Raw genomic sequence first — 13,867 nt, 5'->3', positions numbered from 1 at the left:
GTGTTTCTTCGCCGGTACGACCGGCCAGCAGACTGATATAGGGCACTCCTGCAATACCGCCGGCACGCCGTTGCTAATCAAAGTCAAAAAAATCGGACAGGAAAGACTTTTTCTTACGCGGATACTGCTGCTCATATTTTTTACCATCGTTCTGGTTGGAATAACGGTCACCCCGCTCTTCGTACCCTTTCTCCTTTTGGGGTGAGATCGTATTTTTTTGCTCGGAGGCCACCTCTAATAGTTTATCCAGCTCGCCCCGGTCAAGCCAAACGCCTCTGCAGTTAGGGCAATAGTCAATTTCAACCATCTGCCGTTCGGTCATCAACAAGGTTTCATTACAATTTGGACATTTCATTTCTTATTATTTTCAGTTGGTAAACAATGCTTGCGGAATTATAACTTATAAGACCGGCATTGCAACAGCAACATTACGGATACCATCATTGTTGTTCGTGGGAAACAGTTTTAACAATTTGTTGCCATTTGCTACAGGCATTCGTTATTCCTGACCTATTTTGAACCTTCCTGTTTCTGCGATCCTGGTTGGTATCATCGTATCGTTGCCAGTGCTGTTGTTACCACTTCAAGCGTCCGTTTATAGAGCTCCTGATTTCCCCTGGTGGCCACGATCAGAACATCCCGGCATTCCAGTAAAAAACGCTTTGCGAAATCCGGATCCTGTTGAACAATTTCCCCGCTGTTGTCCATAATATCCGCATACTTTATGGTTTGGGCCTCGGCGCTTACCCGCCGGAGACGCGCCACTTCCATTTTTTTTCTCTTATACCGGTTCCACTGCGGATACCGGGACTTGGTGTATATATCGGTAAGCTCCACTACCAGTTGCATTGTTTTTTGAACCGCGGCCAGCGGCATAAGCGAAGCTAAAAATGTCCTTATCGCTTCTTCGGTCGTGGCCGTATCCTCCAGCACATCATGTAACAGGGCTGCTGCCAGCACCGGCAGGCTTTGCGTATACATGCGGCAGATCTCCATAACCCGCACGGGATGTACGATATACCGGTCTGGTGTGTACTTGCGTGTTTGTGCTCCATGAGCCCGGTCTGCAAAAGCAATGATCCGGTTTAAAATATCTTCTGCCATGCTTAACAGGCGCGCTCCTTTTCTCCGACAGAACAGTCCGGGGCACGCGTTGATAACCGCTCAAAAAACTGTACCAATCTACCCGGCAAACCCCTGTCTGCTAAAAAACCATATGCCGCATCCGTCGGAAACATGCTCTTTCAGTTATACCTGGAAGCTTCAAAACGCATTTTTATTTTTGTGCACCGTCTTCAGTGCCCTGTTTAAACTCCGGATGGTAACACCCAGGTAAGCCGCCATATCCTCTTTTGAAATTTCGATGGACTGTTGCTTTTGCAGGGTCAGGAGCCGGGAAAGCGAATGCTCAATGGTATAAAGTTGCTGATAGGATGCGCGGCTGGAAGTATATACAATACGCTGCGCAAAAACTTCCAGCAACAGGTTATTAAGCCGTAGGTCTTTTTTGATAAGTGCTGAAAAATAAGAAAGAGAAAGCGCATACACGTCCACAGGGGTGATCGCTTCAATGGAGCACAGGCAGGGTGTGCCGCGAATGCCTTCTATTTCCCCGATGATTTCTCCTTTTCCTAAAAACTCTACGATGTAATCTTTATCGTTCTCTTCTGTAATAAAACATTTGGCAATTCCTTCTTTGATGAGCATGACCCTGGACGCCTTTTCATGTTGCGTCAGAAGTTTTTTACCCCGGGCAAAGGTTTTTTGAATGATGTCTTCTTTACGCGGCTGAGCTTCGTATAGTTGCTGGATATAGACCAGGAAAGACTGGTTGGTTCGTAACATATCGCTTCGGGGACAAATGTCCTTGCCCGGCCGGCGGCCGGCAGTGAAATTTGCGTTTTTAGAATAATACAAAAATAAAATGAATACCGGAATTACCACCATCGCTTTTGATGCAGATGATACCCTATGGGTAAACGAACCCTATTTCCAGGAGGCAGAGCAGCGATTTTGCGGGTTGCTGGAAGATTATTTGTCACAACACGCGGTATCGCAGGAACTGTATAAAACCGAGATGCAGAACCTGCACCTCTACGGTTATGGTGTAAAAGGATTTATACTGTGCATGATCGAAACGATCGATAGGGTCTCCGCGGGAACGGCTCCCCTCCAGCTGGTGAACAAAGCCATTGCACTGGGTCAGGCGCTGCTGCAATATCCCATTGAACTGCTGCCCGGTGTTACAGAAACACTGAAATGCCTCAAAGGCCGGTACCGCTTGGTAATGGCGACAAAGGGCGATTTGCTGGACCAGGAGCGGAAACTTAAAAAATCGGGCCTGGAGCCTTTCTTTCACCATATTGAAATCATGAGTGATAAAAAAAAGGGGGATTATGAAAAACTGTTAAAGCACCTGGATTGTCGCCCTGAAAACTTCCTGATGCTGGGCAACTCCATCAAATCGGACGTGTTGCCGGTATTGGAGCTGGGTGGCTTTGCAGCGCATATCCCCTATCAAGTTACCTGGACGCATGAGCGGCACGATCAAACTCTGAAGCATGCCCGGTTTGTAGAACTCAAAAACATTAGCAAGGTGCTGGAACACCTAAAAAGTGCTTTAGTCTTTAGGACGGAGACTGAAAAGGATTAGCCGGGGACTTTCCTTATATTTGTCAAAACCTGTTTTATCAATGTCAAAATATATCCTGCTTGCAAGTTTGCTTTTTATTTACACATCGGGCCATACCCAAAAAGAGGATAAAAAATTAAAAATACACATTCAGGAAGCGATCAGCGGTTTTCACGGAGATATTGGCGTGTACGTGCACCATCTGGGAAAAAACAGGGCAGTAGCGGTGAATGCGGATACCGTATTTCCTACGGCCAGCATTGTAAAAGTGCCGATTCTTGCCGGCGTGTTTACCAGGATTGCCCAGAAAGAGTTAAAGCTTTCGCAGGAATTCGTGTATGATGCAAAAAGAGTCTATGGTGGTTCGGGGTTAATGCAGTTCTATAAAGACAGCGCCCGTACGGATCTGTCGACCATGATCTCTCTGATGCTTACCTACAGCGATAATGTAGCTTCCATCTGGTTGCAGGAACTGGCAGGCGGTGGCGCCGCGATCAATACCATCATGGATCAGTTGGGACTGCCCAACACAAAGGTGAACTCCCGTACGGCAGGCCGCCAGGACATCTGGAAGAAATATGGCTGGGGGCAAACCACACCCAGGGAAATGGCACAACTGTTTACATTGATCCGGCAGGGCAAGGTGGTTGATGCGCGGCATTCCGATAAAATGTACCGTTACCTAAAAAACCAATTCTACAATGGCCGCTCTTTATCGCAGCTGCCGGCAACCGTAAGTACAATTTGTAAGACCGGTTCGGTAGACGATGCCCGCGGGGAAGTGGTGCTCGTCAATGCTCCAGGTGGCGATTTTGTGTTTTGTATCCTGACCAAAAACAATAAAGACAAAAGCTGGACGGATAATAATGAAGCCGAAGTGTTAACCCGGAAGCTGGCCAATATTATCTGGAATTATTACGAACCGAAACGCCGGTTTACAGCTTTTGAGAAGATCGATTAACGGAACAGAATCGCTGATTTTTGGGTTTGAACATTGCTTAAAAAATTAGTGCTATTGTAGCACTGCTACAACCCATAGAAACATTAAAGATCTTAGCGTTTCTGCGCCTCTGTGGCAAAAAAAAGAGCATATTCAACAGACTAAAAGAAGATGTAAAAAGCTGAAACGGGAGATCGTTCCGGTCTACTATGCTTTACACGATAAGCGTACCCCGCTTCTGGCAAAGCTATTAGCAGCCCTGACCGTGATCTATGTATGTTTTAAGTCCGGTGGATCTGATTTCTGATTTTATTCCGGTACTGGGTCTGCTGGATGACCTGATCATTGTACCACTGCGCATCAGGGCCACCCTCAAACAGATTCCCCAGTATCTGATCAGTGAAATCCGGTCAAGGATCAATGCCTAACAAAAATTACCAGGCAAATGGTATTACGTATTGCCCGTTGTTATTTTATATACGTACTTTTTCTTCTTATTCGTGCGTTTCATTCTTCGTTACTGAAAGGGAAAACTTTGTTGTCTTAAATACCCCTCATAAATGCCGTTTTTGCACGGTGCAGGAGCCGCTCCTATTGATTAACTTTGAACGAGCAATGTGCCAATACTCCAAACGGTTGCCGGCCATTACAATTACCGGCACCAGAAAAAAATAAAAATTTATGAATCCAAAAATGATATGGGCCAACCTGGCCGTAAACGACCTGGAGCGAACCACAAAATTTTACGCGGAACTGGGATTTAAGCCCAATGGCACTCCCAATGCGGAGTTGACCAGTTTTTTTGCCGCAGAAAATAAATTGATCATCCACTTTTTCCTGAGAGATGCGCTTAAACCCGGCATGAAGGGCGAGATCGTCGATGCTCACACTGCCAACGAAATCGTTTTTACGCTTTCAGCGGGAAGTAAAGGCGAGGTAGATGACTGGGCAACCGAAGTGGAGCAAGCCGGCGGTACCATTGTTTCGCCTCCTGAAACGTTCGGAAAAGCATATTATGGCTTTGTTTTTGCGGATCCGGATGGGCATAAGTTCAATGTGTTTTATATGGAAGGACTTTGACCTGCATTTTTCAACAGAAACATGATGGAAGCACAATGTGTAAACATTTTTAACAGAACCGTAGCGGTGGATGGCGTAGATATTTTTTACCGCGAAGCCGGGGACCGGGACAATCCGTCGCTCCTGCTGTTACATGGATTTCCCTCTTCATCGGTCATGTTTAAAAATCTTATGACTGCGCTCGCTGACCAATTTCACCTGGTAGCTCCCGATTTTCCCGGCTTTGGGTTCAGTGCCTTTCCCGACCGGAGCAGTTTTGAATACACGTTCAAAAACATAGCCGTCTGCATCAACCGGTTTACCGAACGGATTGATCTGCATCGGTTCACAATATACCTGCACGACTATGGTTGTCCGGTAGGGCTACAGTTATGCATAAATCACCCTGAAAAAATCGAAGGCATGATCGTACAGAACGGGAACTCCTATATGGAAGGCATTGGACCGCAATGGGACGAAACCCGGGATTACTGGAAATACCCTACCGAAGAAAAAAAACGGAAAGTAGCAGCATTCCTAAGCCTGGAAGGAACAAAAGCACAATATATTGCGGGACTCCCGGATGAATTGAGGGCCCTTGTCGGACCCGAAACATGGACGCTCGATTGGGAACGGATGAGCCGGCCGGGGAATATAGAGATGCAGTTTGAATTAAACTGCGACTACCAACACCATATTGAACAATTCCCGGCATTTCAGAAATATTTTCGGGAATACCAGCCCAAAGCCCTGGTAATATGGGGCAGATACGATGTGTTTTTTGATGTTAAAGAAGCCTCCTGCTATAAAAGAGATCTGCCCGATGCAGCGGTACATATTCTCGAAGGAGGACATATGCTATTGGAAACCCATTTTGCGGAAGTCCTGGACCTGGTTCGAAACGTTGGAACAGGCAGGTAGGTTGAACTTTGAAAACAGACTGCCGTGAAAAAACCGAAATCCCGGGCAGCCTGCTCCTAGCAGGAACGTTTACCAAACCAACGGCAAATGAGCATAGGTATCCCTCCCGGGCCGAACCCCGTAAGAAGATTAATGTCTTTTATTTAATTTTGCTTGGCACAAATAAGGTAAGCACGTCAGCATGGAGGTGGGATTATAACCGTAAACCGCTATAAAATGAATAATACAAACAATGCCCGGGTTTATAAAATGGCCTTTGCAAGCGTTTATCCGCATTACATTCAAAAGGCAGAAAAGAAGGGCCGCACAAAAGAAGAAGTAGATACCATTATTTGCTGGCTGACCGGATATGACCCGAAAACATTGCAACGCCAGATCGATAACAAAACCGATTTTGAAACCTTTTTTGCAGAAGCGCCGCAACTCAATCCGAACGCTTCCAAGATTACCGGCATGATCTGCGGTTACCGCGTAGAAGACATAGAAGATCCGCTGATGCAAAAAGTCCGTTACCTGGATAAGTTGATCGACGAACTGGCAAAGGGGAAAACCATGGAGAAGATCCTTCGGAAGTAAGAGTCAGCTGCTATGGATTTTCTGGCAAAATGCAATAACTTTAGTGTTTGAAACAACGTCTTGCCTAAAGCATTCAAAAATTAAAGCCATGAAAAAATTCTGGTGGTGCTGCAGCCTGATCCTGGTTATGTTGGTTACCGGCGTATTCTGGGGAACCTGGTTCACACTCACACGCAGCCTGGAAACCTTTCCACCCGATCATTTTATACGGATTGGTCAAACCATTATTGATAATGTTGCACTTCCCATGCGGATCCTAATGCCCGCTACCCTACTGGCACAGCTGCTGCTTTGTGTTGGCTTTTGGAAACAGAAGCCGGCTGTTTATTTTTTTGCAGCTTCTTTTATTTTTATGATCGTTGCCCTGCTGATCACTTTATTGGTGGAAGTGCCCATCGATAACCAGGTCAAGACCTGGACCGCTGCTACGATCCCCGATGGCTGGACGGCACTGCGGGCAACCTGGAAACAGTTTCATTTTTACAGAACCGTGAGCAGTGTGCTCAGCTTTATATTACTGACTACACCGGTTTTATTCCGGCATAGAAGCAGATCCCTGTACCGATAACAGGGTGAAGAGATACAGTTCATGGTTTCTTTTCAGGTACCAGGTCGCATTCTTCCTTGCGGAACTTTATGAGCCGCTTTATAAACGCCACGGGCAGTGCCTTGTCCAATGGTAGCTGGATGGCAGACCGGGATACCTTCAGCCCTTCCAGCTCGGTTTCAAATTCCTTCAGCAATGCCGGGCTCCAGGGGCTGGTAAAATATGTTTGGCATAGGCCGAATCGTAAATCAGGAACTGTTTGCCGATCTTGAAGGCCGGGATCTGATAGCAAATCATTTTTCCGCTTCCGGCGCCACTTAAAGAGCAGCAGCATCAGTAAAAGGAAAGTGTCGGATAATATCGTATTGCTTGCGGGTGTTGTTAAAGCGACGTAGTACCAAACCAGTGCAGACAAAGCGGATGCCTACTTCGGGAATCAGTTGCTGTGCTGCAATCAGCTGTAACGGCGACAGCCGCCTGCCGATAGACATATGCGGTTTTACCGAAATGCTTGCGGGCATTGGTGCCTGGTGATGAAAGGCCTGCATCATGCGGATCAGCAATGGTTCAGACACTACATCCGGTGCGAGGAAGAAGGCGCCGTTTGCAAAAGCCCCGGTGTGATCAAAGAGAAGCGGTAGCGGTTGCTGCTGCGCGGCAAAGCCTGTTGTATAGCGCTCCCAAAGTTTCAACTCCGCTGCTCCTGCCTGGAATACATTAAAGGTGATATGTGCCTGGGCGTTCACACTGCCATACCACCCGATGGCCGATCGCAGCTGTTGCTTCAATTGTCTTACCTGTTCGATAACGTTATCAGACGGCGATATAGCAATAGAGTACCCGTGCATGGCTGTATTGAAAATGACAAGTTAGTACTTTATGGGCACAGCGGGGCACGCAGCATAGCCGGCGGTTTCTCAAAAATTCCAAACGGCAGACATCAGAAAATCAGCATACCCGTTTAGTAACAGTGCGTTCCTGTTCGTGGTGCGTTTGCCTGCTTCTTTTTTGATCGGTTTTCCGGGAAAATATTTATCTTTGAAACTAAGATAATCAGTTAAGAAGACAAAAATGGAAGACAAGGTTATACAGCTGAGAAAACTCAGCCAGGCTTACGCTTATACCTCCATCCGTATGCATGAAGCTGTAGGACGTAAGGCAGGGCTGTCGGGCACCGATCATAAGTATCTGGGCTTCCTGCTGCAGAAGGGGCCTATGACAGCGGGTGAGTTGGCCGATATTACCGGCCTCACCACCGGCGCTGTGACGGGCCTGGTAGACCGGTTTGAAAAGAAAAAGCTGCTGAAGCGGCAACCTGATAAGGCCGACCGGCGCAGGATCATCATCGTACCCAACGCCGATAAAATACGAGCCTTGCTGCAGCCCTTGTATCAGGATTTCCAGGACGATACGGACCGGCTTTTTGCCTCCTTTTCCGCCGCCGGGATAAAGACCCTGGAAACGTATTTTGCAAAAGCGATCGACATGATGCAGCATAAAACAGAGCAACTCAATCAACAATAATCCAATGGAATTTAACCCCAACAACCCCGTTATCCAACGCTGCATGCAGGGCATGGAGCTTGTAGAAAAAGGCAGGCCCGAAGCAGCGGCCCCGGTATTCCAGCAGGCCTGGGATGAGGCCGGTAATGATTTTGAAAAATTTATCGCCGCGCATTTTATGGCGCGGCATCAGCAGGATGCCCGTAACAAATTAGCCTGGCTACAAACCGCTTTGCAGCATGGCCTAAGCGTTAACAGCAATGCGGTGAAGAGTGCCCTACCCTCCCTGTATACCAATATGGCGCAATGCTATGCCAGCCTGGGCGATGCAGATAACGAAAGCAGGTATCGCGAACTGGCCGCATCGGCTGTTGAGCAGTTACCGGACAACGGACCTTTTTATCATGGTACCCGGGCCGACCTGCAGCCGGGCGATCTGCTTGTAGCGGGTGGCGTATCCAATTACCAGAGCGATGTGGTCATGAATCACATTTACTTTACCGCCCTGGTGCATGGTGCGGGGCTGGCGGCTGCGCTGGCCAATGGTGAGGGGCGCGAGCGGGTGTATATCGTGGAGCCTACGGGCAGCTTCGAAAATGATCCCAATGTAACGGACAAAAAATTTCCAGGCAACCCTACGCGCTCGTATCGCAGTACGGCGCCGCTGAAAATCGTGGGCGAGGTAACCGATTGGGACCGGCTGACACCAGAGCAGCTGCGCCAATGGCGGGAAAAGTTGGCAAATAACAAAGGAGAAATCATTAATTAAAACTGTTTCTATCATTGTACTGCCTGACCACGCTTCGCCGGGATGACAACAAATGGCTGCGTGCACCCGCGTAAAACATCAGTAGATATCTGCGATAAATGCGGCCCGTTGATCCATGCAGATCAATGCGGCCGGAAAAACAGCAAAAAAATCAGCACCTATCTGCGGGAACCGGTCCTCCGTCATAGATCCTTAGCGCATCCTTTGGCAGCTGCTGCACATGTTGCATGTAAGCGGTCACATTTTTATCCCAGTCTGTAGGATAGGTATAACCCAGCTCGGTTGCAATAAAGCCGGCGGCATTTCTGAAAAGATCCTGCATCGTATATACCGCCTGCCAGATCTGCGGCAGCTCCGCAACCGGGTAAGTGGCCAGCAGCTTTTTATAGACCTCTGGTTCGAGGTAGCGCTGGTAATACTTTCCAAATTTGCCGGTGTTTACATTGAAGTTGTGCCGGCAACCCAGGTACCAGTCCATCATTTGCAGCAATGCACCGCGGATCACCTGGCTGACGAGCTCCTGGGCCAGGGTCACCTCCCCTCTCCACAGGCCTTTTGCCAGACCGGCATTCGTATACCAGAACTCACTGCAGCAGTCAGTGAATGATCGTTCTGAAGGTTTTTGTACAAGATAACCGGCATCACTGGCGGGTGGCAACGGATTGTTCTTGAAGATCCCGGTCTTATCCCATAACACTTTACAGAGGCTGTCGCGGGTAAATTGCTCCAGGCGTTCGAGCGGCACCAGGATCAGGTCAATGCGGTTGCCGTCTTTAAACTGTAGCAGGTAGGAAAAGGCGCCCTCCAGTTCCGGTGCAGGTGGATACAGCTCCATCGCTTCCGGCAGTTGCATCATCATCCGTTCGCCAAATACATCTACCCAGCTATGATCCTGCAAAAATGAAAAAAGTTCATTTACCACATAAATGATATCAAAATCCTGGAAAATATCAGACATTACGTTCGGATTGGAGCGTGATCCATCCTGCAACACGGCCAGTATCCGGGGATCTTTTGCTACCTCCAGTATTAATGTCATCATTTCGGTTTCGCTCCTGCTGGTCATAGTATTATGGTTTATTCAAATTTAGGGACAATTATCAGATGCAAATAAAGGTATCTAAATACAAATTCCTCTGCTAACCGATCTACAGCGCATATACGGTTATCAGTTCCGGCAATCATTGTTATCTTAAGCATACCATTGAACGTACTGCCGGATTATTCTTACCGGGCATTTCTAAGGCATGTTTTTCGAATGTTTTTTTAATTTTTCCAGCTCTGCCCTGGTAAGGCTATCCATTCCTCGTTTATTGATCTTATCAAGGATGCGGTCAATGTCCCTCTGTGCGTTATTTTTTTCTTCGTTGTACCGGTCGTCGATGGAGTAATTTTTACGATGGGTTTTAAACCAGCGATTATCCACTACCAGCATATCGGGTCTTTTAATCACCAACCAGATAAAAGCTATAGAAGGTACGGCAATGATCAGGATGGTGCAATAATTTTGTGCAAAGGCCTCCGGCTCCATCAATAAAGCCACAAACATACCAACAAGCGCTCCACCCAAATGCGCATCATGTCCTACATTATTTTTACCCGAACGGATACCATAGATGGAAAACAGTACGTAAAGGATCCCATACAGCCAGCCCGGAATGGAGAACGGAAGTCCAAAGAAACCAACACCCATACCTGGAAATAAGGCAATAGCCGCAAAAATGATCCCGCAAACGGCTCCGGAAGCGCCCACAGCACTGTAGTTGCCATGATGCCGGTGAATCAGCAGGGAAAACAAGCCTCCACCGACCAGTCCTGAAAAATAGATGACCAGGAACCGAAGGCCACCGAGATTAGCGCCGATCAACCCGATGAAAGCAGAAAGACTGATCATGTTAAAAATAAGATGCAGCCAGCTGATATGCAGGAAGCCCGATGTAACCAGACGTTTAAAATCTTTATGGATCAATATCGGATCTACCTCAAACCGGTAGGTAGTAAAAAATGTGCGGTTGGTAAATCCTTTGTAGGAAAAAAGAATATTCAACAGGATCAGCAGGAGTGCAATGATTCCGGTATCTGTCATGAGCAGGGTGGTTTTAAACGATTTTTCTAACCAAAAATACGCGAACGGCTGCATTTATTACGCAAAACAGAACAACAGTAATTTACCTGGAAATTGTACCAACTACCTCATTCATTGGTTAATACAATATTCCGCATTGTTGCATACCGGGAGCTATATATATTAAAAAAATGTGCAAATTCATATAGTAATCCTCATCCTGGCACAGGCGAAGTTCTGGATTTACTGTAATACATTCCTGTCATTCAATATATAGCCATGAAACGTAATCAATTTATTGCTGTAGTGCTTTCGCTCTTCGCATGGATGAAGACAAAAGCGATCAATGTACAGCAGACTGTAAAGGGTTTTAAAGTTCCTGCCGGTGAGGCCCGGTTTGGCATTCCTTATAACATGAAAGGAGTAACCCTGAACCAGTTGGATATCAAAATATCGGGGAAGGATACAGATAGCAGGCTGGCTGTTTTTGAGCAAACAAGCCTGACCTATAAAGGCGGTCCACCCTTGCATTTACACCTGAACCAGGATGAATGGTTTTATGTGCTGGAAGGAAAATACCGGTTCCGTGTGGGAGACGATCTATACGATATGACTCCCGGCGATACGATATTTCTACCCCGGCGTGTGCCCCATGCATTTATACAGCTTACCGAAAGGGGCCGTGTCATTGTTTCCTACTGTCCGGCCGGTCGTATGGAAGATTTCTTTGCGGCCACCAGCCAGTGGACGAGTACTCCCACGAAAGAAGTAATTGCCAACGTTTTTGCGGATCATGGAATGAAAGTGGTAGGTCCTCCGCTCAAGGCAGATTAATGCTCCATTATTTTTAACTGCCTGTTCCAGGTAGCCGTCATTTCCAATCGCTGAGCGGAACGATCTTTGCGTCCACCTTCGATGCATGATTCTCCGGAACCAGCCATACTACAAAACGCTTACTGCTTTTTACCGGTAACCTTGTCTCAAAGCCGATCAATACCGTTCCGGGGTTGGGTGCGTCATAATCATTGGCGGGCGCCGTACTCCAGGTCTTCACGGTAACCGGCTGATCCGCCAGGATCTGCATCCGGAGCGTTTTACCGTTCTTCTTTAATATCACTTCATTGGATGATTTTATTTCAACATTTGCGGAGGTCAGCATACGCCACTGCATATTTACGGCTTCATCGCCGGTTTCGATCTCATCCTGTATAAGTCCATAAGCGCTGCCTTTAAGTGCCACACCTCGTACCGCCCGTTTTACTTGTCCTTTGTAAACAGGCGACAGATCCGACTGGGCAAAACGAAACTCCGGCCGGTCGCCATAGCGCGTAATCGCAGTCACCCCTTCCATACGCTGCAAACTATCATCAAACGTAAGGGTGCTGTGTGCATAATTGGTATACCGGAAAACGGTCCAGCGTTGGGAATGTTGCGTACGCTGCCAGATATTCAGTCCTTTGGATTCCAGCGATTCATAGTTCTGCATACCGAAATCCATGGCCCAGCGAACACCTTCCGCTTCAAATACAAATGCCCCTTCATCCATATGCGCATGGTTCACGTAAGGAGACCCCGCCTTAAAGCCCAGGAACAGCGCATCCGGGTTGGTCCAGCTGGTACGCATCATCACTACGGGGCTGGCTCCTGCCCCTTCCCAAAATGTTTTTTCCGGTGGCGCTATATTAGCGTCAGTCAGCTGTTTGCCCCAAACCAGGAGCGCAGGCAAAAAGCGGTCGCCTTCCAATGCCCGTTTGTTTTTATCGGTGTGCAGGAACTGCAGCTCATTCCAGGCCAGTGAAGGCCGGTTTAATTTTTTGGCAAACCAGAACATGGCGCCGTTGGATTCAGCACCCGGACCGGAATCGGCATAGTTAAACGGCAACCCACTCGGCGCGATCATGTGTTGGAAATAATCCGCTGTTTTCAGAAAGCCGGGCAATGCGCTTAGCCCCTCATCGCTTCCGGTTAATTGCTCGAGGGCATCCAGGAAAAATACATTATACGTAGTTCCATAACTCCAGTAACCATAGCCCTCGGGATAAGCGCCATCCGGTGCATATTGTTTCATCGGGATCTTGATGGATTCTATGGCACGGCGGATCACCTGGCTGCATTGCTCTGGATCCGATTCATAAATGGCCCAGGCACCATAAGCCAGCCCGGCGTTGCAAACCTGGTTCCAGTTGTTTTCCACCTTGAGCCAGGAATTGTATCTGGAATCAAAAGAGGTACGGATCCCTTTTTCGAGAATCGCATCTTTGATTTCCTTTCTCGAATTTTCGGAAAGTTCGTTGTATAACCAGTCGTACCCGATGGCAGCCGCCATGGTCATTTCGGCCACATCCAGGTAGTGCGTGGGATTCCAGTCGGCAAAAGAACTGATCGTTAATAATTGCTGTTCGGCCACATCCCGGTATTTTTTGTTGCCTGTCATACGCCAGGCATAGGAAAGGAAAAAAATCCGCCGAATCGCCTCCCTTGAAACTGAAAGCAGCCGTTTCCCGATTTTCTTATGTTCCAGCGGCGGTGCTGTACAGATCCGGTCTGATGCTTCCAGCAGCAAATGGTGCGCCCGCTTCAGATCGGGGTGCTGGTCCATTGCCTGCTTAACCTGCGCTTCTTCGTCTTTTGTAAGCAGCAGACGCGGATGTGCTTTTCCCAACACCCTGTCCATTGTGTTTTGCTGCGAAAAAGCATTCGTACCCAATAGAAGCAGCAACCAGCAGATCATATGCGCAATCGGTTTCATAATTCGAGTTTTGGGACTAAAAATACTTAAGTATCAGGATTATTACCGGAACCTTTTATTTTTTATTATTTTGCCCGTTGATCTTTTAACTTTTTAAATTTCTTTT

18 protein-coding genes are annotated in these 13,867 nt (G+C 47.5%); 10 read left to right on the top strand and 8 right to left on the bottom strand.

Going from position 1 to position 13,867, the window contains the following annotated elements; all coding sequences use genetic code 11:
* Window positions 1-73: 73 nt before the first annotated feature.
* The 3 genes from LL912_RS04360 to LL912_RS04350 all read right to left on the bottom strand — a co-directional run bounded on the left by LL912_RS04360 (window position 74) and on the right by LL912_RS04350 (window position 1,845).
* Window positions 74-355, bottom strand: coding sequence for a TFIIB-type zinc ribbon-containing protein (locus tag LL912_RS04360; protein WP_235552337.1), 282 nt, complete (start codon window positions 353-355; stop codon window positions 74-76).
* Between the two features lie 194 nt (window positions 356-549).
* Entirely contained in the window at window positions 550-1,104 is a 555-nt protein-coding gene (locus LL912_RS04355) for an HD domain-containing protein (protein WP_235552336.1), read from the bottom strand.
* Window positions 1,105-1,263: 159 nt separating this feature from the next.
* Window positions 1,264-1,845, bottom strand: a complete 582-nt coding sequence (locus LL912_RS04350; RefSeq protein WP_235552335.1) for a Crp/Fnr family transcriptional regulator — start codon at window positions 1,843-1,845, stop codon at window positions 1,264-1,266.
* 79 nt (window positions 1,846-1,924) lie between these two features.
* Between LL912_RS04350 and LL912_RS04345 the strand changes: the two genes are divergently transcribed.
* The 7 genes from LL912_RS04345 (at window position 1,925) to LL912_RS04315 (ending at window position 6,696) form a co-directional block, all read left to right on the top strand.
* The gene (locus LL912_RS04345) at window positions 1,925-2,653 is read left to right on the top strand and encodes an HAD family hydrolase (protein WP_235552334.1); all 729 of its coding nucleotides are present in this window, start codon (window positions 1,925-1,927) and stop codon (window positions 2,651-2,653) included.
* 40 nt (window positions 2,654-2,693) lie between these two features.
* The gene (locus LL912_RS04340) at window positions 2,694-3,593 is read left to right on the top strand and encodes a serine hydrolase (RefSeq protein ID WP_235552333.1); all 900 of its coding nucleotides are present in this window, start codon (window positions 2,694-2,696) and stop codon (window positions 3,591-3,593) included.
* Window positions 3,594-3,844: 251 nt separating this feature from the next.
* Window positions 3,845-4,000, top strand: a complete 156-nt coding sequence (locus tag LL912_RS04335) for a YkvA family protein (RefSeq protein ID WP_235552332.1) — start codon at window positions 3,845-3,847, stop codon at window positions 3,998-4,000.
* Window positions 4,001-4,253: 253 nt separating this feature from the next.
* Window positions 4,254-4,652 (top strand): VOC family protein, encoded by a 399-nt coding sequence (locus tag LL912_RS04330; RefSeq protein WP_235552331.1) that lies wholly within the window; start codon window positions 4,254-4,256, stop codon window positions 4,650-4,652.
* Window positions 4,653-4,673: 21 nt separating this feature from the next.
* Window positions 4,674-5,552, top strand: coding sequence for an alpha/beta fold hydrolase (locus LL912_RS04325; protein ID WP_235552330.1), 879 nt, complete (start codon window positions 4,674-4,676; stop codon window positions 5,550-5,552).
* A gap of 216 nt (window positions 5,553-5,768) precedes the next feature.
* The gene (locus LL912_RS04320) at window positions 5,769-6,128 is read left to right on the top strand and encodes a DUF2200 domain-containing protein (protein WP_235552329.1); all 360 of its coding nucleotides are present in this window, start codon (window positions 5,769-5,771) and stop codon (window positions 6,126-6,128) included.
* 88 nt (window positions 6,129-6,216) lie between these two features.
* A complete protein-coding gene (locus tag LL912_RS04315; RefSeq protein ID WP_235552328.1) occupies window positions 6,217-6,696 on the top strand; it encodes a DUF1772 domain-containing protein in 480 nt (159 codons plus the stop codon).
* Window positions 6,697-6,715: 19 nt separating this feature from the next.
* Here LL912_RS04315 and LL912_RS04310 read toward each other — a convergent pair whose 3' ends face one another.
* Window positions 6,716-6,871, bottom strand: coding sequence for a hypothetical protein (locus LL912_RS04310; RefSeq protein WP_235552327.1), 156 nt, complete (start codon window positions 6,869-6,871; stop codon window positions 6,716-6,718).
* Between the two features lie 121 nt (window positions 6,872-6,992).
* Entirely contained in the window at window positions 6,993-7,523 is a 531-nt protein-coding gene (locus LL912_RS04305; RefSeq protein WP_406603593.1) for a 2'-5' RNA ligase family protein, read from the bottom strand.
* Window positions 7,524-7,746: 223 nt separating this feature from the next.
* On the opposite strand from LL912_RS04305, the gene LL912_RS04300 reads away from it, so the two are divergent.
* On the top strand, window positions 7,747-8,199 hold the full coding sequence (locus LL912_RS04300; RefSeq protein WP_235552325.1) for a MarR family winged helix-turn-helix transcriptional regulator: 453 nt from the start codon (window positions 7,747-7,749) through the stop codon (window positions 8,197-8,199).
* Between the two features lie 334 nt (window positions 8,200-8,533).
* Entirely contained in the window at window positions 8,534-8,947 is a 414-nt protein-coding gene (arr, locus tag LL912_RS26175; protein WP_406603600.1) for an NAD(+)--rifampin ADP-ribosyltransferase, read from the top strand.
* Window positions 8,948-9,098: 151 nt separating this feature from the next.
* Here the strand turns inward: arr and LL912_RS04290 are convergent, their stop codons facing one another.
* Together LL912_RS04290 and LL912_RS04285 are read right to left on the bottom strand one after the other, a co-directional pair.
* On the bottom strand, window positions 9,099-10,013 hold the full coding sequence (locus LL912_RS04290) for an aminoglycoside 6-adenylyltransferase (RefSeq protein ID WP_235552323.1): 915 nt from the start codon (window positions 10,011-10,013) through the stop codon (window positions 9,099-9,101).
* Window positions 10,014-10,187: 174 nt separating this feature from the next.
* Window positions 10,188-11,033 (bottom strand): rhomboid family intramembrane serine protease, encoded by an 846-nt coding sequence (locus LL912_RS04285; RefSeq protein WP_235552322.1) that lies wholly within the window; start codon window positions 11,031-11,033, stop codon window positions 10,188-10,190.
* A 258-nt stretch (window positions 11,034-11,291) separates the two neighbouring features.
* Here LL912_RS04285 and LL912_RS04280 point away from each other — a divergent pair, with 258 nt between their 5' ends.
* A complete protein-coding gene (locus LL912_RS04280) occupies window positions 11,292-11,846 on the top strand; it encodes a cupin domain-containing protein (protein ID WP_235552321.1) in 555 nt (184 codons plus the stop codon).
* Between the two features lie 37 nt (window positions 11,847-11,883).
* Here the strand turns inward: LL912_RS04280 and LL912_RS04275 are convergent, their stop codons facing one another.
* Entirely contained in the window at window positions 11,884-13,761 is a 1,878-nt protein-coding gene (locus LL912_RS04275; protein WP_235552320.1) for a heparinase II/III domain-containing protein, read from the bottom strand.
* Window positions 13,762-13,867: the final 106 nt, after the last annotated feature.

This window comes from Niabella agricola (assembly GCF_021538615.1).
Classification (GTDB): domain Bacteria; phylum Bacteroidota; class Bacteroidia; order Chitinophagales; family Chitinophagaceae; genus Niabella; species Niabella agricola.
This window is presented reverse-complemented; position numbering and strand designations above follow the sequence as displayed.

Coding starts and splice junctions, on each gene's coding strand:
- LL912_RS04360 (WP_235552337.1), bottom strand. CDS start 355: ATGAAATGTCCAAATTGTAATGAAACCTTGTTGATGACCGAACGGCAG.
- LL912_RS04355 (WP_235552336.1), bottom strand. CDS start 1,104: ATGGCAGAAGATATTTTAAACCGGATCATTGCTTTTGCAGACCGGGCT.
- LL912_RS04350 (WP_235552335.1), bottom strand. CDS start 1,845: ATGTTACGAACCAACCAGTCTTTCCTGGTCTATATCCAGCAACTATAC.
- LL912_RS04345 (WP_235552334.1), top strand. CDS start 1,925: ATGAATACCGGAATTACCACCATCGCTTTTGATGCAGATGATACCCTA.
- LL912_RS04340 (WP_235552333.1), top strand. CDS start 2,694: ATGTCAAAATATATCCTGCTTGCAAGTTTGCTTTTTATTTACACATCG.
- LL912_RS04335 (WP_235552332.1), top strand. CDS start 3,845: ATGTATGTTTTAAGTCCGGTGGATCTGATTTCTGATTTTATTCCGGTA.
- LL912_RS04330 (WP_235552331.1), top strand. CDS start 4,254: ATGAATCCAAAAATGATATGGGCCAACCTGGCCGTAAACGACCTGGAG.
- LL912_RS04325 (WP_235552330.1), top strand. CDS start 4,674: ATGATGGAAGCACAATGTGTAAACATTTTTAACAGAACCGTAGCGGTG.
- LL912_RS04320 (WP_235552329.1), top strand. CDS start 5,769: ATGAATAATACAAACAATGCCCGGGTTTATAAAATGGCCTTTGCAAGC.
- LL912_RS04315 (WP_235552328.1), top strand. CDS start 6,217: ATGAAAAAATTCTGGTGGTGCTGCAGCCTGATCCTGGTTATGTTGGTT.
- LL912_RS04305 (WP_406603593.1), bottom strand. CDS start 7,523: ATGCACGGGTACTCTATTGCTATATCGCCGTCTGATAACGTTATCGAA.
- LL912_RS04300 (WP_235552325.1), top strand. CDS start 7,747: ATGGAAGACAAGGTTATACAGCTGAGAAAACTCAGCCAGGCTTACGCT.
- LL912_RS04290 (WP_235552323.1), bottom strand. CDS start 10,013: ATGACCAGCAGGAGCGAAACCGAAATGATGACATTAATACTGGAGGTA.
- LL912_RS04285 (WP_235552322.1), bottom strand. CDS start 11,033: ATGACAGATACCGGAATCATTGCACTCCTGCTGATCCTGTTGAATATT.
- LL912_RS04280 (WP_235552321.1), top strand. CDS start 11,292: ATGAAACGTAATCAATTTATTGCTGTAGTGCTTTCGCTCTTCGCATGG.
- LL912_RS04275 (WP_235552320.1), bottom strand. CDS start 13,761: ATGAAACCGATTGCGCATATGATCTGCTGGTTGCTGCTTCTATTGGGT.